This is a genomic window from Kocuria salsicia (assembly GCF_039532055.1).
In the GTDB taxonomy this organism is placed as follows: domain Bacteria; phylum Actinomycetota; class Actinomycetes; order Actinomycetales; family Micrococcaceae; genus Kocuria; species Kocuria salsicia.
Window position 1 is genome coordinate 246,558 of the sequence record NZ_BAAARF010000008.1, and the last position, 19,514, is coordinate 266,071.

The following is a 19,514-nucleotide window of genomic DNA, read 5'->3' on the forward strand; positions in this document are numbered from 1 at the left end:
GACATCGATGTCCGCTGTGCCGGACAAGCCCTGGCCGTCAGCCCTGCGAGGGCTGATCTCCCCTTGCGATCACCCGCGGGGGTGCCGGGGCCCCTACTTCACTTCGCGGGTGAGCACCCGCCAGATGCCGATCAGCAGCGGCACCCCGATCCACAGCAGCGAGGACGTTCCCAGCTGACCCCACTGCGTGGCGGTGAGGTCCACTCCCTCCATGAGCGGGGCGGAGGCCGCGGTGATGCTCACCCACGCGCCGAGATCCTGCAGCGCGGGCACCATCAGGGCAGCTGCCGAGTACAGGATGGGCAGGACGAAGTACGCGACGATCGCCAGGGGCACGGACAGCAGCGCCAGCCCGAACGCCACACCCTGCAGGAGGGCGAGCATCTGGCTGAGCCACTGGCCCGCCAGCTGACCGGGAGCGAGGTCGATGTTCACCGGGCTGCCGGAGAGACCGGCGGAGATCAGGTGAGCGATCAGCGCCAGGACCCACGCGGCCGCGAGGGCGATCGTCCCCAGGACGAGTGCCGCGAGGAGCTTGGCGAGCACCACACGGAGCCGGCGGGGTTCCTGCGTGAACGTGATCAGGGCGGTGCGCTGACTCCACTCGTTGCACGCCGTGATGATCCCCAGCACGGGCAGCAGCAGCCCCTGCGGCGTCAACGTCACGACGAACAGCCCGGGGAGGTCGGCGCCCTGCTCGCGGGTCAGCCAGGTGGCGAGCCCCAGCGCGAGGGCGGTGAGCACGCCGATGGCGATCAGCAGACCGCGCCCGGCGCGCGTGTCCACCTGTTTGCGCAGCTCGACGCGCAGCAGGGTGAGGAACGAGAGCCCGCGGCCCGTCGGTTCGGCGTGGCCCCACGGGGCCGTGGTGGTGGTTGCGGTGCTCATGCGGTGGGCTCCTCTCGGGCGGACAATCCCTGGGCGGGTGACGGCTGCGCAGGCGGTGTGGTGGCGGACGACGCCGCCGCGCCGGGTGCGGGCGTTCCGCGCCCCCGCTCGTCGCGGGCGGTGTCCGCGGTGAGCTGCAGGAACATGTCCTCCAGCCGGGTGCCGTCCGCGGGGCGCAGCAGGGTCAGGGGCACACCGGCGTCGAGCGCCACGCGACCCACGCGGGCGGCGTCGGCCTCGATCTCGGCGGCACCGTCCGCGCGTCCCGAGAAGGCGATGCCTGCGGCGCTGAGCGCGGTGGCGAAGGCCGCCTGGTCCTCGGCGTCGGCCACGCAGCCGGGGCGGGTGGCGAGCAGGTCTGTCATGCGGCCCTGCGCGACGATCCGGCCGTGGCCGATCATCACGAGGTCGTCCGCGACCTGCTCCACCTCGTGCAGCAGGTGTGAACTCAGCAGCACGGTGCCGCCCTGGTTCGCGAAGTCCCGGAGCAGGCCACGCATCCAGCGGATGCCGGCGGGGTCCAGGCCGTTGGCGGGTTCGTCGAGCACGAGCACCTGGGGTTTCCCCATCAGTGCGCCCGCGAGCCCGAGGCGCTGGCGCATGCCCAGGGAGTAGTTCTTCACGCGGCGGCGTGCCTCGGAGGGCTCCAGCCCCACGAGGTCCAGCATCTCGTCCACCCGTGCCTTACCCGCACCCGTGATGGTGGCGGCGAGCTGCAGCACCTCGCGGCCGGTGCGCCCGGGGTGCTGCGCGGCGGCGTCGAGCATCACGCCCACGTGCCGGCTGGGGTTCGGCAGCTCGGCGTAGCGGCGGCCGAGCACGAGCGCCTCGCCCGAGCTGGCCGGCGTGAGACCGGTGAGCATCCGCAGTGCCGTGGACTTCCCGGCGCCGTTGGGCCCCAGGAAACCGGTGACCCGGCCGGGCTGTGCCACGAACGAGATGTCGTCCACCGCGGTGAATCCGCCGTAGCGCTTGGTGAGGTGCTCGATGCGAATCATGCTCTCCATCCTGACGGCCGAACGGGGCAGGACGGCGGAGGTGGGGGATGCGGGCGAGTCCCGTAGAACGGTGCGTCAGGAGAGAAGCGCCGACGAATTCACGCAGACAGGGTTCTCAGGCACGCTCGGAGCGTGAGCGGACGACCCGCCTTCACCGAGGCAGACGTGGTTCGTCGACATGCACCTCCCACAGGTGCAGGTCGATGGTGACCTCTGGGCCCACCGCGTCTCGCACCCTCTCCGCGAGTCGTTCGCCCTCGCAGCGGCTGGCCTCCCGCTGCTCCGGCGTGGGCCAGCCCCTCTCGTGGTCGAAGTGCTGCTTGAAGTTCCGGGTCCACGCCAGGACGTCTCGGGTCAGTTCCGGCGGGAGGGGGAAGTCCTCCTGGTCCAGGAGACCTTCCTCTCCCCAGAACGGCCAGCCGCAGCCGTATTCGTTGAACATGCGAACGGTCGTCGGCGTGGACACGAGGTCGTTCCTCTCGGGGGACGGCTGGTCCCACGATCTTCGCCCGCCTCGAGGTGTTCGACAAGGGGTGGAGACTGCGCCGGTCGGCGGCGTGATTGCAGAACGAGCCCCCGCCGTCCGGCGCCCGCCTCCGGGTCGGTAGCATGAGTCGGGCCGGTGACCGTCCGGCGTCAACATCGAGAGAGGACACCCCATGGCCTTCGTCTGCAGCGCCACCTGGACTGCGAAGCCCGGAGAGGAGGACACCGTGCGTGACGCGCTCTCCCACCTCTCCCCGGCCGCTCGCCAGGAGCCCGGGAACCTCTACTACCAGGCGTACCAGAGCCCGGAGGAGCCTGCCGTGTTCCGCATCTTCGAGGTGTACACGGACAAGGATGCGTTCACGGCCCATGTGAGCTCCGAGCACTTCGACCAGTGGGGAACAAGCCAGGCGATCCCCGTCCTGGCGGAGCGTGCGCACAAGACCTACGAGACGCTCGACTTCTGACCGCCACACGTGACCAACCACGAGGGGACAACGCCGCCGCGCCCGGATCCTGTCCCGGCTGAACGAGGACCCGCGTGGGCCCTTGTCCTCAGCGAGGTCTTCCAGGCGCCGCTCGTGCTGGCCGCGCTGCTGGTGGTCCTGCCGTGGACCGTGCACAGGAGCCTCGGGGCCCTGCTGTGGGGCGTGGCGGCGGCGCTGGCGGTCTGCGGGGTCTCACTCGCCACGGTCACGGTGCTGGCGCGCCGGGGTGTGCTCACCGACCACCACGTGAGCGTCAAGGAGCACCGCCGACCCGTGATGCTGGGGACCTTCGCGCTGGTGGCCGTGTTCCTGGCGGTCAACCTCGCGTTCCACGGGCCCGTGGAGATCACGGGCCTGCTCACCGCCACGCTCGCCGCGAGCGCGGTGGTGGCCCTGGTGAGCCCGTGGTGGAAGATCTCGGTGCACGGCATGATGATGGGCGGCACCGCGGTGATCCTGCCCGTCGCATGGGGGCCGTGGGGCCTGCTCTTCATCCCGGTGGCGTTCGCGGTGTGCGTGAGCCGTCATGTGCTGGGGGCCCACACATGGCCGCAGCTGGTGGCGGGTTCGGCGTACGGGGTGGTGTTCCTGGGCGGGATCTACGCGCTCGTCGCGGGGTGATCCTACGGCGCCGTTCCGGAGTACGACGCCGCCGCACTCCACCTGGACGGACCGCTCCAGATCACGGCGCTGCCGCGCTCGCGCGAGGAGCTCAACGCTGGAACTCAGGCGGCGCCGTCGGCACCCTTCTTGGCCGCGAGAACAATGGGAACAGCCGCGGCCAGAATTGCTACCGACGGTATGACCCCGAGCCACGGAACCAGACTCGCGGGGCCCAGGAAGATCAAGGCCAGACACACCAGGTCGAGAACCAGGATCACAAGGCACGCGATTCTGACCACGGGGAGGGCTGCGGCATGACCGGCGCGCCATGCGGCGTCACTGCGCTTCGTGGCCCTGGTGCGGATGCCCACGGCGCCGTTGCGCCCCATCTCCCCGCTGGCTCCCATGCGGGTGACCATGAAGAGGATCCCGAGCACCACCACGGACATGACGATGCCAATGAGGGCTCCCCCGCTGGATTCGTCCATGGGAGGGACGATATCCCAGCGAACTCGTGGCGGTCACCCACGACTGGGGATGCCGGTGATGTAAACCCTCCAGGGGCCACCTGGAGATTGCCGGGGCGATAAATTCGACCTAGGACGACCTCATTTGCCCTCCGGCCTCTGAGCGTGACCGATGCCTCTGAGATGGCGTTGGTCCTGGCCGATCCCGCGCTGTACCGGTACACGGGCGGCGAACCTCCGAGCGTTGAGGGCCTGGAGGGGCAGTACGCGGTGCAGACCCGTGGCCGATCTTCAGACGGGACCGAGCTGTGGCTCAACCGCATCGTGGTGGTGGGACCGGGGGAACAGGCGGTGGGCTACGTGCAGGCCACCGTTCCGCTGGACGGCTCACCTGCGGAGATCGCCTGGGTCATCGGGGTCCCGTGGCAGGGGCGCGGATACGCGCGCCGAGCGGCGGCACTCCTGGTGGGGGAGCTGCGCGATCACGGCGTCGAGGGGATCGTGGCGCACATCCACCCGGACCATGCGGCCTCTCAACGGGTGGCGCGTGGTCTGGGAATGGCGCCCACTGGTCTTGCGGTGGAGGGCGAGGTCAGGTGGGTGGGGGCCACTGCCGAGGTAGCCGGAGCGAGCGGCGTCGTCAGCCCAGTGCCACCAGGAGCCCGGCCGCGATGAGGCCGCCCACCACAACCCACCCGGTGACGAGCAGGGTGGTGCGGATCCCGAAGTGGCGGGCGACCATCACGATGGACGGAATGCTCAGCCCGGGCAGCGTGATGAGCAGGACCCCGGCCACGCCGTAGCCGGCGCCTGCGGCGGTGAGACCCACGACCACGGGGATCTCGCCGCCCGTGGGGATCACCAGTGCCGCACCGATCACGCCCACCAGGAGCAGTGCGAGTGGCCCGGTGTGCTGGCTCAGGGCCGCGAAGTCCGAGAGCCACCCGGAGAAGAACCCGACGAGCACCACCAGGAGCACGTACTCCGGGACCAGGACCATCAGGTAGCGGCCAAGTGCCCTGCCGAAGCGGGAGAGCATCTCACCCCACGTCTGCGGATCGGCGGGCAGGGCCTCGGGGGTCTCGACCTCCACCGTGGAGAAATGACGGCTCACGAGCACAGCCGCAACCAGGACCACCACGATGCCCACGACCACGCGCGTGGTTACGAACGGCCAGGACATGGTGAGTCCCAGAAATACCAGCACTGCAGGATTGAGCAGCGGATTGGCCAGCCAGTACGCCACGGTGGCCCCCGCCGGCGCCCCGGAACGCCGCAGGCCGATGGCCACGGGGGCGGTGCAGCACGTGCACATCATGCTGGGCAGAGCGAGCAGCGCTCCCGAGATGCCCTGTCCCCAGGACGTTCGGCGGCTCAGCGCCCGCAGCAGCCAGCGGCGCGGCACCAGGGACTCCAGCGCGGCGGCCACCAGAAGGGCGACGAGCGCGGCCTTCCACACGGCCTTGAGATAGACCACCGTGAAGTCGAACGCGCCCTGCCAAGAGGGCGTGGCACCGGCCGCGCCGAAGATGGCCTTGCCGTCCCACACACCGGTTTCGGCCAGCTTGTGGGCCTTGAGGTCGTACGGGAGCCACTTGGCCCACAGCAGCCCGGCCACCAGGATCACCAGGGTAAGGGCCACCCCCGCCCAGGCCATGCGCTTGGCGGGGGTGGCGGTCTCGGGGACTTCAACTGGTGCGGTGGTCCTCACGGGGGCCTTTCGGGGCGAGGGAATGATCGCGTCGTCATCCGGGGGGCGACGACGCCGGGACAGCCTACGCCCGATGCCCCCCTTCGGCGGTCGGGCGGCGCGGTGCTCGCACCGAGTTCAGGTACGGCCCCAGGGGCTCCCCATCGGGGAAGTTGCCTCTCAGCTCCTCCATGAAGCCGCTCGGGGACGAACCGTCCCAGACGCGGCTCATGTTCTGTGGCTCGACGGTCGGGTCGAAGGGTACGACCTCGAGGGCCGCGGGTCCGCGATCCACGGGCACGATCTTGCGCCGGTACTCACGCCGCGAGGTGCCGTCCGATACGACGACGTGCCCGTGCCCCTCCTGCAGGCGGGCCGAGACGACCCGGAGGGCCGGGTAGAGGTCGTCGAGCAGCGCGGGAGTCAGCGACAGATCGTAGAGAAATCCTGCCCAGTTGGATCGCAGGTTCTCCGGGAACTCGTCGAAATCTAGTGCCACCCGTCCATTCTCCGCGACGGTGATGCCCACGATGTTCTCCCCGGCGGCGACGTTGCATGCGCGGTGGTAGAAGCTATGCCCATAGCCCATGGGTTCTCCCTGGCTTCTGCTCCACGGTGGAGACCCCCGGCTACTGGTTGAGTTCTGTGCTCGGATTATCCGGGCTCTGCGCCGCAGGAACGAGCGCCTCGTCCCTCACTCTCCCCGCAGCGACGGGAAGTCCGTGTCCGCATACTCCACAGAGTCGCCGGAACCGGGCGCGCCCGACGACTCGCTCGCTCCACCCGACGCCGCGCCGCCGTCTCCCAGCGTGTCCGGGTGCAGCAGCGCCTCCCGGCGGCGCAGCTCCACGCGGCGGATCTTGCCGGAGATGGTCTTGGGCAGCTCGGCGAACTCCAGCCGGCGGACGCGCTTGTAGGCGGCCAGGTTCACGCGGCAGTGGTGCAGGATGCTCTCGGCGATCTCCGCGGTGGGCGCGTGCCCGTCCGCAAGCACCACGTACGCCTTGGGCACCGCCAGGCGGAGGGGGTCCGGGGAGGGAACCACCGCAACCTCCACCACGGCGGGGTGCTCGATCACCACGGACTCCAGCTCGAACGGGGAGAGCCGGTAGTCGGACGCCTTGAACACGTCGTCCGCGCGGCCCACGTACGTGAACACTCCGCTGGTGTCCCGCGAGACCACGTCGCCCGTGTGGTAGACGCCGTCCCGGAACGCGTCCGCGGTCTTTGCCGGGTCCCCGTGGTAGCCGGGAGTGAGGCCCACGGGTCGGGGGTCCAGCCGCAGGCACAGCTCCCCCTCGGTCTCGCTCTCCTGGCCCGTGTTCGGGTCGATCAGCACCACGTCGTAACCCGGCAGCGCACGCCCCATGGACCCGGGCTTCACGGGCATGCCCGGGGTGTTGGCGATCTGCAGGGATGACTCCGTCTGCCCGAACCCGTCACGGATGTCCGTGCCCCACGCGGCCTTCACGCGCGCGATGATCCCCGGGTTCAGCGGCTCGCCCGCGGCCACGGTCTTGCGCGGCGGGTTCTTCAGGTGGGACAGGTCCGACTGGATCAGCATGCGCCACACGGTGGGCGGCGCGCAGAACGAGGTCACGTGCTCGCGCTCCATCTGGTCCATCAGCGCCACGGCGTTGAAGCGCGTGTAGTTGTAGAGGAAGACGGTGGCGCCCGCGATGAACGGCGCGAAGAAGTTGGACCACGCGTGCTTGGCCCACCCCGGCGACGCCACGTTCAGGTGCACGTCCCCGGGCTCCAGCCCGATCCAGTACATCGTGGACAGGTGCCCTACCGGGTAGGAGGTGTTCGTGTGCTCCACGAGTTTCGGCAGGGACGTGGTGCCGGACGTGAAGTACAGCAGCAGCGTGGCGTCCGCAGGCGAGGGCTCGAGCACCTCGAACGTCTCCGGCCCGTCGAAGGACCGCACGTAGTCCAGCACACGGTGCTCCCCGACCGGCGCCAGATCCGCGCTCCCGGACGACGACGCCGCTGCGTCGCCTTCCGCACCATCCGCGGCAGTCCCGGAGGTTCCGGAACCCGCGGAACCGGTCGGGACGGGGTCGTCGTCCGCGGAGGGAGAGGTGAAAGCCCCGGACGTGGGACGCACGCGGTGGTCGGGCTGGTCTGGGACCTCGATGATTGTGAACTCGCCGGGGACGTCCGCGAACTTCAACGCGTTGCTGTGGGAGGTGACCACCCACGAGGAGTTGCCGCGCTCCACACGGTCCCGGAGGTCGTTTTCCCCGAGCATCACGGTGGTGGGAATCATGGGTGCGCCCAGTTTGGTGCACGCGAGCATGGTCTCCCACAGCTCCACCTGGTTGCCGAGCATGAGGATCACCCGGTCACCGCGCCGCACCCCCTGGCCGCGCAGCCACGTGGCCAGCTGGGAGGAACGCCGGGAGAGCTCGGCGTAGGAGCGGCGGGTCTGGGAGCCGTCCTCCTCCACGATCACCAGCGCCTCGCGGTTGGCCTCCTCATCGGAGCCGAGAGCGTCGAACCAGTCCAGGGCGAAGTTGAAGGTCTCGAAGCGCGGCCACTCGAACTCGGCGTGGGCGGCGTCCAGGTCCGTGCGCAGGCGCAGCAGCTGGTCCCGTGCGGCGCGGAAGCGCTCGGTGACGGACTGCTCGGCGGCGGTCCCGGGTGCGGTGGTCTCGCTCATGGGGATCCTCGTTCCAGTGCGGGGACCCCCTGCCGTGCCCGTGAACCACGGTGTTCACCGGGCCGTGCGGCCGCCAGGGGTCCGGGTGAGAACTTTCCCTCAAACGTACTGCAGAGAGGCGGTGCAGTGTGGTCCGTGTCACGGGAAATATCGAAGGGCAAAGGGAAATTCGCTGGCGCGGCCCACTCTGTGCAGGGCGGGTGTGACGTGAACTACCCTGCCCGGACCCGTACGATCGGCCGGGACAGCAACCGGGCGGCGTCGTGCGCCGCGCACCACGACGGCAGGAGCGGACATGGACATCACGGGTACTTCGGCGATCGTCACGGGGGCGGCCTCGGGGCTGGGAGCGGCCACCGCCGCGCAGCTCATCGAGCGCGGGGCCGAGGTCGTCGGCATCGACCTGCCGGGCGGGATCGAGAAGGCGCCCCAGATCGAGGGGCTCACGTACGCGGCCGCAGACGTGACCAACGAGGTGCAGGTCCGGGACGCCGTCGCCACGGCCGCCGGGATCGCACCGCTGCGCACCGTGGTCAACTGCGCGGGCATCGGGACCTCCGCGCGCGTGGTGGGCAAGAACGGCGTACACGACCTCGCGTTGTTCGAGCGCGTGGTGCGGATCAACCTGGTGGGCACGTTCACGGTCCTCGCGCTCGCCGCGGAGGTCATGACCGCGCAGGAGCCCGTGGATGAGGCCGGTCAACGCGGCGTCATCATCAACACCGCCTCCGTGGCTGCCTTCGAGGGACAGATCGGCCAGGCCGCGTACGCCGCGTCCAAGGGTGGTGTGCATTCGATGACGATCGCCGCGGCGCGTGACCTCTCCTCCCGCGGGGTGCGCGTGATGACGATCGCCCCCGGGATCGTGGACACCCCCATGCTCGGTCGGGTGAGCGAGGATTTCCGCAGCGCCCTGGCGGAGTCCGTCCCCTTCCCGCACCGCCTGGCCCGCCCGGACGAGTACGCCCAGCTCGCGGGGATGATCGTGGAGCACGACTACCTCAACGGGGAGACCATCCGCATGGACGGCGCCCTGCGCATGGCGCCGCGTTGATCCTCGCTGCCGCGCGCCTGTCCCGCCCAGGGCAGGCAGCCACGGGCGACGACACCGCACGGCCCCCGCACATGACGATGCCTCGTCACGGTCCACCCGTGACGAGGCATCGTCGTGATGTGGTCAGAGCTCCATGGCTCCGGCCTGCGCGAAAGGCCCCGGGAATCGCCTCGCTGAGGTCGAGACGTCCCCCGGGGCGTTCCGCGGATCAGTCGACCGTGAGCACGACCTTGCCCACGGTGTGACCCTCCTGGCTCGCGGTGAATGCGTCCGGCAACTGCGCGAGCGGGAAGGTGCGGTCCACGCGGACGGTGAGCTTGCCGTCGTCGGCCAGGCGAGCAAGCTCGGTGAGCTGCTCTGCGTCCGGAGAGACCCACATGTAGTGCCCGCCGTGCTCCTCCACCCCGGGGTCCGCGATGGAGGCGTGCTGGCCGCCGTCCGCGAGCACGGCGACGGAGTCCTCCACCACGCCGCCCACGAAGTCCACGACGATGTCCACACCGTTCGGGGCGAGCTCCTTGACGCGCTCCACGAGGCCGTCCCCGTACTCCACGGGCTCCGCGCCGAGCTCACGCACGTAGTCGTGGTTCTTGGTCGATGCGGTGCCGATCACCCGCGCGCCGAACGCCTTGGCGATCTGCACGCCCATGCTCCCCACACCACCGGAGGCCGCATGGATCAGCACGGTCTTGCCCTCCGCGACACCAAGTCGGGTGAGCACCTGGTACGCGGTGAGTCCGGCGAGCGGCAGCCCTCCGGCCTGTTCCCAGGAAAGACTCTTCGGTTTGGGGGCAAGTGCGCGCACCGGGACCGAGACGTACTGGGCAAACGTACCGCCGTGGATCCAGTCCTTGCGGGCGTAGGCGATCACCTCATCGCCCTCGGAGACGCTGGGGGTGTCGAAGCCCTTGCCCACGACGACGCCCGCGACGTCCCAGCCGGGGGCCGCCGGGAACTGGACGGTCATCATGGAATCCAGCCCGCCGGACATGACCTTCCAGTCCACCGGGTTGATGCCCGCGGCCTTGACCTTCACCAGGACCTCGCCGGGGCCCACCTTGGGCATGGGCTGGTCGGTGAGCTCCAGCACGGAGGTGTCGCCGTACTGCTGATATGTCTGCGCCTTCATTGTGGTCATGCCTGTCTCAACAGCCCAGGGCGGGGACCTTATTCCATGCCGCAGCACGTGCGCCATGGCGTCCAGTCCTCCACCGAGGAGATCACGGACCGCGGCTACCCGGTGCAGGCCGTCTCGCCCCGCCGGGGGTCATGGGGGTCGAGACGATCGTCGTCGTCGCGCTGCACGGCGCCCACGGCGGTCTCACGTGGGTGGCCTGGGCGAACTCGCGCGGCGTGGCCGTCTTCCTGGTCCTGTGGCCGTGGGTCTCCGGGAACCTGTGGGGTGCCTGCGCGTTCCACACGTTCTGGAACTGGCACCAGGGCAACCTCTGGGGCGATCCCGTGTTCCACACGTCCATGGACACCTCGGCGGGTCACTGCATCCCATGGTGAGGGCAGTCCCGCGCTGCTCACGGGCGGCAACGTGCTCTTGGACGGCCGCGACCTGCTCATCAGCACCGAGGTGCTCGTGGCGGAGAACAGGTTCGACGGCGCCACGTGGGACGAGGCGCGCCAGGACGCCTCCGCAGCCACGGGCATGAGTGAGCACGTGGTGCTGCCCGACTACGAGAACTGGGGCATCCAGCACGCGGACTGCCTGCTCAAGGTCCTGGACGAGGAGCGGCTGCTGGTGCTGCGCCCGCCCGCGGACCACCCGCTGCGGGAACGCTACGACGCGATCGTGACCGAGCACCTGGAGCCGCTGCTCACCCGCTGGGGGCGGCCCTTCGAGATCCTGCGCATGGACACCGGAATCAGCCCCCACGGCGGGCTGGCGCCGTACGTGAACTCGGTGGTGCTCAACAAGGTGGTCTACGTGCCGCGCTACGGCATCCCGGAGGACGAGACGGCCCTGGAGCAGTGGCGCGCGGCCATGCCGGGCTACGAGGTCCGCGGGTACACGTTCTCCTTCGACAAGGAGCCCCACGCGGTGCGCAACCCCCGCAACACGGGCCCCACCGGCTGGCGGGACGGGGACGTGCTGCACTGCCGCACGCCCATGCGGGAGACCGCGCTGAACGGCGAGTATACGGCCCACCTGCCGCAGGGCCCGGCCTCGGGTGAGATCGAGTACGCGCTCGAGGCCACCTCCGAGGACGGCCGCGTGCAGCGCTGGCCGCGCCCGTCGAAGGCGTGGCTGCGGGCGGCGATAGACTGACCGACCGTGGCCAAGCTCTACTTCCGCTACGGCGCGATGAACTCCGGGAAATCCACGGCGCTGCTCCAGGCCGCCTACAACTACGAGGAACGCGGGCAGCGCGTGCTGCTCGCCAAACCCCACGTGGACACCAAGGGCGAGGACCAGATCCTCTCCCGGCTGGGTGTCACCCGCACGGTGGACTTCCTGATCCAGCCCGGCGAGAGCGCCATGGGCCTGTTCAAGCGCCACTCCACCGGCGATGACCCGGAGGCCCTGCTCGAGCACGTGGACGCCCAGCCCGTGGCGTGCCTGCTGGTGGACGAGGCGCAGTTCCTGGAGACCGGGCAGGTGGACGACTTGCTACGGATCGCCGTGCTGCTGGACGTGCCCGTGATGGCCTACGGCATCCGCACCGACTTCCGCACCCGTTCCTTCCCCGGCTCCGAGCGGCTCATGGAGCTCGCCCACACCCTGGAGGAGCTCAAGACCATCTGCCGCTGCGGACGCAAGGCCCTGTTCAACACGCGGAAGGTGGGCGACGACTTCGTGTTCGAGGGGGACCAGGTGGCCATCGACGGCGTGGCCGTCACCTACGAGTCCCTGTGCGCGGCGTGCTACCTGCGGGAATCCGGCGGCAGGCTGGGCTGAGAGGACAGCCCGGCACGTAAACTGCCCGTATGAGCACCGACTTCTCTCCCGTGGACCTGGCCACCGCCCGTGAGCGCCTGCGCGAACTGATCAAGGACCTCGCCGTGGTGCGGGGCAAGGTCACGCTGGCCAGCGGCATCGAAGCGGACTACTACGTGGACCTGCGCCGCGTGACCCTGCACCACGAGGCCTCCCGGTACGTGGGTCAGGTCATGCTCGGTCTGCTGGACGAGGCCGGGATCGTGTTCGACGCCGCCGGTGGGCTCACCATGGGCGCGGACCCGGTGGGCAACGCGATCATGCGCACGGCCGGGGACCAGGGCCGCGCCGTCGACACCTTTGTGGTGCGCAAGGCTCAGAAGTCCTACGGCATGGGGCGTCAGGTGGAGGGCCCCAGCGTGGTGGGCCGCAACGTGGTGGTCGTCGAGGACACCTCCACCACCGGCGGTTCCGCCCTGACCGCCGTGGAGGCGCTGCAGAAGGCGGGCGCGAACGTCGTGGCCGTTGCCGTGATCGTGGACCGCCGCACCGGCGCCAAGGAGCGCATCGAGGAGACCGCGGGCGTCCCGTGCCTGTACGCCTACTCCAAGGACGAGCTGGGGCTTGACTGACTCTGAACTGCCCGCTGATCGAGAGGTCGGCGTGGGCCCCTGGCAGGGCGAGTGGCCCGACGGGGAGCACTGGGACCCGGAGCTGCTGCGCGCGGGCGACCGCCGCAACGTGGCGGACCAGTACCGCTACTGGCGCATGGACGCGATCATCGAGGACCTGGACGCCCGCCGCCACGCCTTCCATGTGGCCGTGGAGAACTGGGAGCACGACTTCAACATCGGTTCCGTAGTGCGCACCGCCAACGCGTTCCTCGCGCGTGAGGTCCACATCATCGGGCGACGCCGCTGGAACCGCCGCGGGGCCATGGTCACCGACCGATACCAGCACGTGCGCCACCACGCGAGCGTCGCGGAGTTCATGAACTGGGCGCGCCAGGAGGGGCTTGCGGTGCTGGCGATCGACAACGTTCCCGGCTCGCAGCTGATCGAGATGTTCGACCTGCCAGAGCGTTGCGTCCTGGTCTTCGGCCAGGAGGGCCCGGGCGTCTCCGAGGAGCTCGTCAACCAGGCGGACGCGGTGCTGGCCATCGAGCAGTTCGGCTCCACCCGCTCCATCAACGCCGGAGCGGCCGCCGCCGTGACCATGCATGCATGGATCCGCCGCCACGTGTTCGAGCAGCGTCCTGCGCCCTCGTCCGACGTCAGGAAGGGGGCGGGAGCGTGAAAAAGGCCGGCCGACCTTAGCCAGGAGGCAGAAGTTACCGTATGGTCATGTGAGTTAAATCACATGATGAAAGGTTCGCATGCTCATGGCTGCCTCGACCACACGGCCATCGTCCTTGCGGCGTTCTGCGGGTGCCCTCGCCCTGGGCGTTGGGCTGCTGCTTGCTGGACTGCGGCCCGCGCATGCGCAGAGCGCAGCAGGCTCCGCACCAGATGACGGTTTTTCCGAGCTGCCGCGCAGCGAGCAGGACCAGAAGCTCCAGGAGCAGGGTCTGACCCGCGATGATCTTGCCCGCGAGGATGCGCTGAAGAAGCTCCGCAGCTCCACGGACACGGACTTCTACAGCACCCCGGCGCAGCTGCCTGCCGCCAACGGGGGCGTGGTGCGTTCGGAGCCGTCCACGTTCTACCTGGACCCCGTCAAGCTCATCAAGCCCAATGCGTCCGCCACGCGCATCATGTACAGGAGCACCAACAGCAAGAACCAGGCCGTGGCCACCACGGGCACCGTGCTGCAGTCCAAGGCTGCGTGGCGCAAGCCCGGTCCACGGCCGCTCGTGGTGCTGTCCTCGGGCACCCAGGGTATGGGCGACTCGTGCGCGCCGTCCCGTCAGATGGCCATGGGCACAAACTACGAAGGCCTCAGCCTGGCCGGCCTGATCAATGCCGGCTACAACGTGGTGGCCCCGGACTACATCGGTCTGGGCACTGACGGCGCCCACACCTACATGAACCGCGTGGACCAGGCTCATGCCGTGCTCGATGCCGTGCGCGGTGCGCAGCAGCTCGGCATGGAGGGAGTGGACGCTAAGACCCCCGTGGCCGCCGTGGGATACTCGCAGGGCGGCGGTGCCACGGCTGCAGCCGCGGAGAGCGCCCCTGAGTACGCCCCGGAGGTGCAGCTCAAGAGCGCCTGGGTGGGTGCGCCGCCCGCGGACCTCACACTCACGGGTCAGCACATCGACTCCTCTCTCTTCTCCGGCCTGTCCTTCTACGTGATGGGGGCGGCCGAGGACTCCGGGGTGGCGGTTCGGGACAGACTCAATGCGGAGGGGCAGAGGCGCTATGACAAGGCCCAGGACAGCTGCCTGGTGGGCACCGTCCTCTCCGACGCCCTGGTGCCGTCCGAGAAGCTCACGGCTGACGGGCGCTCCTTCTTCCAGCTGCTCGGAGACCCCGCTCTGAAGGCGTACCTGGAGGAGCAGACCATCGGTGCCGCGGGCCGCCACCCTCGTGTCCCGGTGCGCATCGCCCACACCGTGGCGGACGACGTCGTGCCCTACCAGACGGGCCGACGGCTCGCCCAGAAATGGTGCGCCTCCGGCGTGAACGTCTCCATGCAGACGCTCGCCACGCCCACCCATGTGGGGGCCTCCCTGGAAGGCATTCCCCCGATGCTCGTCTACCTGGACGCACGGTTCAAGGGCATCCCGCAGACCAGCTCGTGCTGGCGGTTGTGATGTCACGAGATGAGCCACCGCACCCCGGCACCGCATCCTGCGGTGCCGGGGTGCGGTGGTGACCCCTCGGCGTCGTCCGCGCCGCCCCGCAAGGTGGGGCTTGTGGTGGGTGGGAACCATAGCGCGGATCACAGGTGCCCGCCCCCGGTCGCCTAGACTGGGAAGAGGCCTCAGGCCACGGTCCAACCGTGCATCGGGAACCCAGAAGAAGGAGCACACCATGCCCATCGCAACCCCTGACGTTTACTCCGAGATGATCGACCGTGCCAAGGAGAAGGGCTTTGCCTACCCGGCCATCAACGTGACCTCCTCGCAGACCCTGAACGCCGCGATCCGCGGCTTCGCCGAGGCGGGCTCGGACGGCATCATCCAGGCCTCCACCGGCGGCGCCGCGTACTGGTCCGGTGCGTCCGTGAAGAACATGGTCACCGGTTCGCTGGCCATGGCCGCGTTCGCGCGCGAAGTGGCGAAGAACTACGACGTCAACATCGCCCTGCACACGGACCACTGCCCGAAGGACAAGCTCGAGGGCTTCGTGCTGCCGTTGCTCGCCGAGTCCGAGAAGGCCGTGGCCCGCGGCGAGGACCCCATCTTCCAGTCGCACATGTGGGACGGATCCGCGATCCCCCTGGACGAGAACCTCAAGATCGCCCAGGAGCTGCTGGAGCGCACCAACAAGGCGCACATCATCCTGGAGGTGGAGATCGGCGCCGTCGGCGGTGAGGAGGACGGCGTGGTCGGCGAGATCAACGACTCCCTCTACACCACCGTGGCGGACGGCATGAAGACCATCGAGGCGCTCGGCACCGGTGAGAAGGGCCGCTACATCACCGCCCTGACCTTCGGCAACGTCCACGGCGTCTACAAGCCCGGCAACGTGCGCCTGCGCCCGGAGCTCCTCAAGGAGATCCAGGACGAGGTGGGCAAGAACATCGGCAAGGACCGCCCGTTCGACCTCGTGTTCCACGGCGGCTCCGGCTCCACCGCCCAGGAGATCGCGGACGCGGTGTCCTACGGCGTGATCAAGATGAACGTGGACACGGACACCCAGTACGCGTTCACCCGCCCCGTGGCCGGCTTCATGCTGCGCAACTACGACGGCGTCCTGAAGGTTGACGGCGAGGTCGGCGACAAGAAGAAGTACGACCCCCGCGTGTGGGGCGCCGAGGCGGAGGCTGGCATGGCCGCCCGCGTAGTGGAGGCCTGCCAGAACCTCGGTTCCGCGGGCACGTCCATCAAGTAGCACCACCCGCACTGCTCCGGCGCCCCGCACGCGAACGTGCGGGGCGCCGCTGTGTCCCACGACACTTGTTACCCTCCAGGACATGGGAGCCAGCACCGAACAGTCCGAGAGTCCCGACCGAACCGCCGAGCGCGTCGCCGCGGTCCCGGAGCCGTCCACCGCGTACCTGCACCAGCTGCGGCGGGACACCGAGCGGCGCAAGGGCGAGCTCAGTCACCACCTGCGGGAGCACGACGGTGCGACGGAGGATCTGCAGTCCCGGCTCGAGTCCCTCGTGGACGCCCAGGCCGAGGGGCTGACCCGGATCCTGCACCTGCTCCACGAGAACCCGGAGACGGCGTTCCAGGAGCACCGCGCCGCCGAGTGGATCGTGGAGTACCTGGCGGCGCACGACATCGCCGCGCAGTGCCCTGCCCACGGGCTGGACACCGCCGTCCGCGCGGAGCTGGAGTCCGAGGGCTTCGACCCTGCCCGCCACCGCACGATTGCGCTGATGTCCGAGTACGACGCGCTGCCGGGGATCGGGCACGGCTGCGGCCACAACGTGATCGCGGTGACCGGGCTGGGCGCGTTCGTGGCGCTCGTGGAACTGCTGCGAGAGGACCCGGGGGCCTTCTCCGGCCGGGTGGTCTACCTGGGCACTCCCGCCGAGGAGGGCGAGGGCGGCAAGGAGATCATGGCGCGGGCGGGTGCCCTGGACGGGGTCGACGCCGCCGCAATGGTCCACCCGTACCCCGCCGACCTCGTGGACCAGGTCTGGCTCGGACGCCGCCAGTGCTGGGTGACGTTCCACGGCCGCGCCTCCCACGCCTCCGCTCACCCCTTCATGGGCCGCAACGCGCTCGACGGTGCTGTGCTCGCCTACCAGGGGCTCGGTCTGCTGCGCCAGCAGACCCCTCCCACTGACCGCATCCACGCGGTGCTGCCGCAGGGCGGGGAACGGCCGAACATCATCACGGAGACCGCCGCCCTGCAGCTCTACGTCCGCTCCCAGCACCCGGAGACGCTCGCGGCACTCTCTCAGCGGGTGACCGAGGTGATGGAGGGCGCCGCGCTGATGGCCGGGGTGGGCGTGAGCATCGAGTGGGACTCCTCGCCGGCCACGCTGCCGGTGCTGGGCAACGGACCGCTGTCCGACCGCTGGGTACTGGCCCAGCGACGTCGTGACCGGGAGCCGTACCCCGCCGGGACCGTGTCCGAGGTGCTGGCCGCCTCCACAGACTTCGGCAACGTCAGCTACCGCGTGCCCGGGATCCACCCGCTCATCGGCATCGCCACGGAGGACACGGGGCTGCACTCCCGCGAGTTCGCGGAGGCGGCGGGCTCCCCGCGCGCGGAGCGCGCCGGTCTCGACGGCGCGTACGGACTGGCTGCTGTGGCCCTCGACTACCTGACGGACGACGAGCTGGCCGCCGACGTCGCGGAGGACTTCCGGGCGAGCGGTGGCGGGATCTCCGTACCCGACTACTTCGACTGAGCGCCCGGGACGGGGCGTTCCACCGTTTCTCCGGCACCGGCTCGACGACGCCGCCCCGGACCACACCTTCCACACCACCGACCACCACGGAGCACCCATGAACGCCACCGCCACCACCAGGCCCAGCCGGGGGGATCGTCTTCTCTCCGGAATCGAACGGGTGGGCAACAGGCTGCCCGAGCCCTTTGCGCTGTTCACCATCCTGTTCCTGATCACCGCGGCGGTCTCCACGGCCATGGCGTGGGCCGGAGTGGTGGTGCAGGTTCCGGGCAAGGACGAACCCGTGGCCATCCAGGGCCTGTTCACGGGGGACGGGATCGCATGGTTCACCACCACCCTGGGTGAGAACTACATCGGCTTCCCGCCGCTCGTCACGGTGGCCACGATCCTGCTGGCCATCGGCATCGCGGAGAAGTCCGGGTTCCTGGCCGCGGCCATCCGATTCACGATCGGCAGCGCCCCGCGGTGGCTGCTGCCCTACACCGTGGGGTTCGTGGGCGTGGTGGGCTCGATCATGGCGGACTCGGCGTTCGTGGTGATCCCGCCGCTCGCGGCGCTCGCCTTCAAGGCGGCGGGCCGCCACCCCGTGGCGGGGCTGCTGGGCGGCTTCGCGGCCGCGGGCGCCGGGTACTCCACGAACATCTTCCCGACCTCGCTCGACGCCCTGTTCGCGGGCATCACCAACGCGGTGATCCCCACCGTGCCGGCGCTCGCGGAGAGCGCCACTGAGGTGAACCCGCTGTCCAACTACTGGTTCAACATCGTGGCCGCGCTTGTGCTGTCCCTGGTGGCTGGGTGGGTCATCGACAGAATCGTGGAGCCGCGCGTGGAGCGGGCGGGTGTCTCCCGGGACGAGGTCAACCCGGAGACCGCCCAGCTCATGACGGACACCCGTGCCATCCGGATCGTGGGGGACGAGCAGACCGTGGCCGAGTCCCGAGAGCCGGACGTGGAGGCGGCGCTGTCCCCGAGGGAGAAGAAGGCCCTGGCATGGGCGTGCAGTGTGCTCGTGCTGATCGGCGTGGCCATGGTGGTCTTCGCCCTGCTGCCGGACTCGCCGTGGCGCAACGAGGCTGGGCACTTCCTTCCCAAGTCACCGCTGCTGGCGTCCATCGTGTTCATCATCTTCGCGTTCTTCTCCGTGAGCGGCTACGTCTACGGCCGCGTGGCGGGAACCGTGCGCGGGTTCCGGGACGTGCCCGTGATGATGGGTGCCGCCCTGCGGGACATGATCTCGTTCCTGGTGCTCGCCTTCGTGCTGGGGCAGTTCATCGCCCTGTTCAACTGGTCCGGGATCGGCTCGTGGATCGCCGTGACGGGCGCCGAGGGCCTGCAGAACGCCGGGGTGAGCGGCTTCCCGGTGATCATCGGGTTCATTGTCCTGTGCTCGCTGCTGAACCTGTTCATCATCTCCGGCTCCTCCATGTGGACGCTCATGGCCGCCGTGTTCGTGCCCATGTTCGGGATCCTCGGCTTCGAGCCCGCGTTCATCCAGGCCGCGTTCCGGGTGGGGGACTCCGCCACCCAGGTCATGACGCCGCTGAACCCCTACATGGTGGTGCTGCTGACCATGCTCAGGAAGTACGAGCCCTCGGCCGGGCTCGGCACGGTGATGGCCCGCATGATCCCCTTCGTGGTGCCCTTCTGGGTGGTGTGGGTGCTCATCCTCACGCTGTTCTACGTGCTGGACCTGCCACTGGGCCCGGGCGTGGGAATCATGATCGGGGACTGAGGCAACCCTGGTGGCGAACGGCCTGGAGCGGCGTCGTTGTGCGTGCGTACAGTGACAGCGGACCCCGCACGACCGTGGAAA

The 19,514-nt window shown here is 69.6% G+C and carries 21 protein-coding genes; 13 read left to right on the top strand and 8 right to left on the bottom strand.

Going from position 1 to position 19,514, the window contains the following annotated elements:
- Nucleotides 1–93 precede the first annotated feature (93 nt).
- From ABD264_RS08250 to ABD264_RS08260, 3 genes are all read right to left on the bottom strand, one after another.
- Nucleotides 94–888, bottom strand: coding sequence for a hypothetical protein (locus tag ABD264_RS08250; RefSeq protein WP_303104843.1), 795 nt, complete (start codon nucleotides 886–888; stop codon nucleotides 94–96).
- The gene (locus ABD264_RS08255; protein WP_344205415.1) at nucleotides 885–1,886 is read right to left on the bottom strand and encodes an ABC transporter ATP-binding protein; all 1,002 of its coding nucleotides are present in this window, start codon (nucleotides 1,884–1,886) and stop codon (nucleotides 885–887) included. The genes ABD264_RS08250 and ABD264_RS08255 overlap by 4 nt, the downstream gene beginning before the upstream one ends.
- Before the next feature lie 151 nt (nucleotides 1,887–2,037).
- Nucleotides 2,038–2,352: a hypothetical protein gene (locus tag ABD264_RS08260; protein ID WP_344205417.1), complete on the bottom strand. Its 315-nt coding sequence runs from the start codon at nucleotides 2,350–2,352 to the stop codon at nucleotides 2,038–2,040.
- 193 nt (nucleotides 2,353–2,545) lie between these two features.
- Here ABD264_RS08260 and ABD264_RS08265 point away from each other — a divergent pair, with 193 nt between their 5' ends.
- Together ABD264_RS08265 and ABD264_RS08270 are read left to right on the top strand one after the other, a co-directional pair.
- A complete protein-coding gene (locus ABD264_RS08265; RefSeq protein ID WP_012397251.1) occupies nucleotides 2,546–2,839 on the top strand; it encodes a putative quinol monooxygenase in 294 nt (97 codons plus the stop codon).
- Between the two features lie 9 nt (nucleotides 2,840–2,848).
- Nucleotides 2,849–3,481, top strand: a complete 633-nt coding sequence (locus ABD264_RS08270) for a hypothetical protein (RefSeq protein ID WP_303104836.1) — start codon at nucleotides 2,849–2,851, stop codon at nucleotides 3,479–3,481.
- A gap of 104 nt (nucleotides 3,482–3,585) precedes the next feature.
- On the opposite strand, the gene ABD264_RS08275 is transcribed toward ABD264_RS08270, so the two are convergent.
- The gene (locus tag ABD264_RS08275) at nucleotides 3,586–3,951 is read right to left on the bottom strand and encodes an SdpI family protein (protein WP_303104834.1); all 366 of its coding nucleotides are present in this window, start codon (nucleotides 3,949–3,951) and stop codon (nucleotides 3,586–3,588) included.
- Nucleotides 3,952–4,053: 102 nt separating this feature from the next.
- On the opposite strand from ABD264_RS08275, the gene ABD264_RS08280 reads away from it, so the two are divergent.
- Nucleotides 4,054–4,605 (top strand): GNAT family N-acetyltransferase, encoded by a 552-nt coding sequence (locus ABD264_RS08280; RefSeq protein WP_303104893.1) that lies wholly within the window; start codon nucleotides 4,054–4,056, stop codon nucleotides 4,603–4,605.
- On the opposite strand, the gene ABD264_RS08285 is transcribed toward ABD264_RS08280, so the two are convergent.
- The 3 genes from ABD264_RS08285 to ABD264_RS08295 form a co-directional block, all read right to left on the bottom strand.
- Entirely contained in the window at nucleotides 4,571–5,641 is a 1,071-nt protein-coding gene (locus tag ABD264_RS08285) for a permease (RefSeq protein WP_303104832.1), read from the bottom strand. The two genes, ABD264_RS08280 and ABD264_RS08285, sit on opposite strands and share 35 nt — an antisense overlap.
- Nucleotides 5,642–5,705: 64 nt before the next feature.
- Complete coding sequence (locus ABD264_RS08290; protein WP_303104831.1) at nucleotides 5,706–6,209, bottom strand: hypothetical protein; 504 nt, start codon at nucleotides 6,207–6,209, stop codon at nucleotides 5,706–5,708.
- A gap of 105 nt (nucleotides 6,210–6,314) precedes the next feature.
- On the bottom strand, nucleotides 6,315–8,285 hold the full coding sequence (locus ABD264_RS08295) for an AMP-binding protein (RefSeq protein WP_344205422.1): 1,971 nt from the start codon (nucleotides 8,283–8,285) through the stop codon (nucleotides 6,315–6,317).
- Between the two features lie 295 nt (nucleotides 8,286–8,580).
- Here ABD264_RS08295 and ABD264_RS08300 point away from each other — a divergent pair, with 295 nt between their 5' ends.
- On the top strand, nucleotides 8,581–9,339 hold the full coding sequence (locus ABD264_RS08300) for an SDR family NAD(P)-dependent oxidoreductase (RefSeq protein WP_303104827.1): 759 nt from the start codon (nucleotides 8,581–8,583) through the stop codon (nucleotides 9,337–9,339).
- 208 nt (nucleotides 9,340–9,547) lie between these two features.
- Here ABD264_RS08300 and ABD264_RS08305 read toward each other — a convergent pair whose 3' ends face one another.
- On the bottom strand, nucleotides 9,548–10,468 hold the full coding sequence (locus ABD264_RS08305; protein ID WP_303104891.1) for an NADP-dependent oxidoreductase: 921 nt from the start codon (nucleotides 10,466–10,468) through the stop codon (nucleotides 9,548–9,550).
- A gap of 140 nt (nucleotides 10,469–10,608) precedes the next feature.
- Between ABD264_RS08305 and ABD264_RS08310 the strand changes: the two genes are divergently transcribed.
- The 9 genes from ABD264_RS08310 to ABD264_RS08350 all read left to right on the top strand — a co-directional run bounded on the left by ABD264_RS08310 (nucleotide 10,609) and on the right by ABD264_RS08350 (nucleotide 19,433).
- On the top strand, nucleotides 10,609–10,851 hold the full coding sequence (locus ABD264_RS08310; protein WP_303104825.1) for a hypothetical protein: 243 nt from the start codon (nucleotides 10,609–10,611) through the stop codon (nucleotides 10,849–10,851).
- On the top strand, nucleotides 10,742–11,617 hold the full coding sequence (locus tag ABD264_RS08315) for an agmatine deiminase family protein (RefSeq protein ID WP_303104823.1): 876 nt from the start codon (nucleotides 10,742–10,744) through the stop codon (nucleotides 11,615–11,617). Before ABD264_RS08310 ends, ABD264_RS08315 begins: the two co-directional genes overlap by 110 nt.
- A gap of 6 nt (nucleotides 11,618–11,623) precedes the next feature.
- Nucleotides 11,624–12,247, top strand: coding sequence for a thymidine kinase (locus ABD264_RS08320; RefSeq protein ID WP_035960877.1), 624 nt, complete (start codon nucleotides 11,624–11,626; stop codon nucleotides 12,245–12,247).
- A gap of 29 nt (nucleotides 12,248–12,276) precedes the next feature.
- Nucleotides 12,277–12,858, top strand: a complete 582-nt coding sequence (gene pyrE / locus ABD264_RS08325) for an orotate phosphoribosyltransferase (protein ID WP_144941270.1) — start codon at nucleotides 12,277–12,279, stop codon at nucleotides 12,856–12,858.
- Entirely contained in the window at nucleotides 12,851–13,522 is a 672-nt protein-coding gene (locus tag ABD264_RS08330; protein WP_303104819.1) for a TrmH family RNA methyltransferase, read from the top strand. Before pyrE ends, ABD264_RS08330 begins: the two co-directional genes overlap by 8 nt.
- A gap of 85 nt (nucleotides 13,523–13,607) precedes the next feature.
- Nucleotides 13,608–14,981 (top strand): lipase family protein, encoded by a 1,374-nt coding sequence (locus tag ABD264_RS08335; protein WP_303104817.1) that lies wholly within the window; start codon nucleotides 13,608–13,610, stop codon nucleotides 14,979–14,981.
- A gap of 220 nt (nucleotides 14,982–15,201) precedes the next feature.
- The gene (gene fbaA / locus ABD264_RS08340) at nucleotides 15,202–16,224 is read left to right on the top strand and encodes a class II fructose-bisphosphate aldolase (protein ID WP_055084213.1); all 1,023 of its coding nucleotides are present in this window, start codon (nucleotides 15,202–15,204) and stop codon (nucleotides 16,222–16,224) included.
- 82 nt (nucleotides 16,225–16,306) lie between these two features.
- Nucleotides 16,307–17,701, top strand: coding sequence for a M20 family metallopeptidase (locus tag ABD264_RS08345; protein ID WP_303104813.1), 1,395 nt, complete (start codon nucleotides 16,307–16,309; stop codon nucleotides 17,699–17,701).
- Between the two features lie 97 nt (nucleotides 17,702–17,798).
- The gene (locus ABD264_RS08350; RefSeq protein WP_303104811.1) at nucleotides 17,799–19,433 is read left to right on the top strand and encodes an AbgT family transporter; all 1,635 of its coding nucleotides are present in this window, start codon (nucleotides 17,799–17,801) and stop codon (nucleotides 19,431–19,433) included.
- Nucleotides 19,434–19,514: the final 81 nt, after the last annotated feature.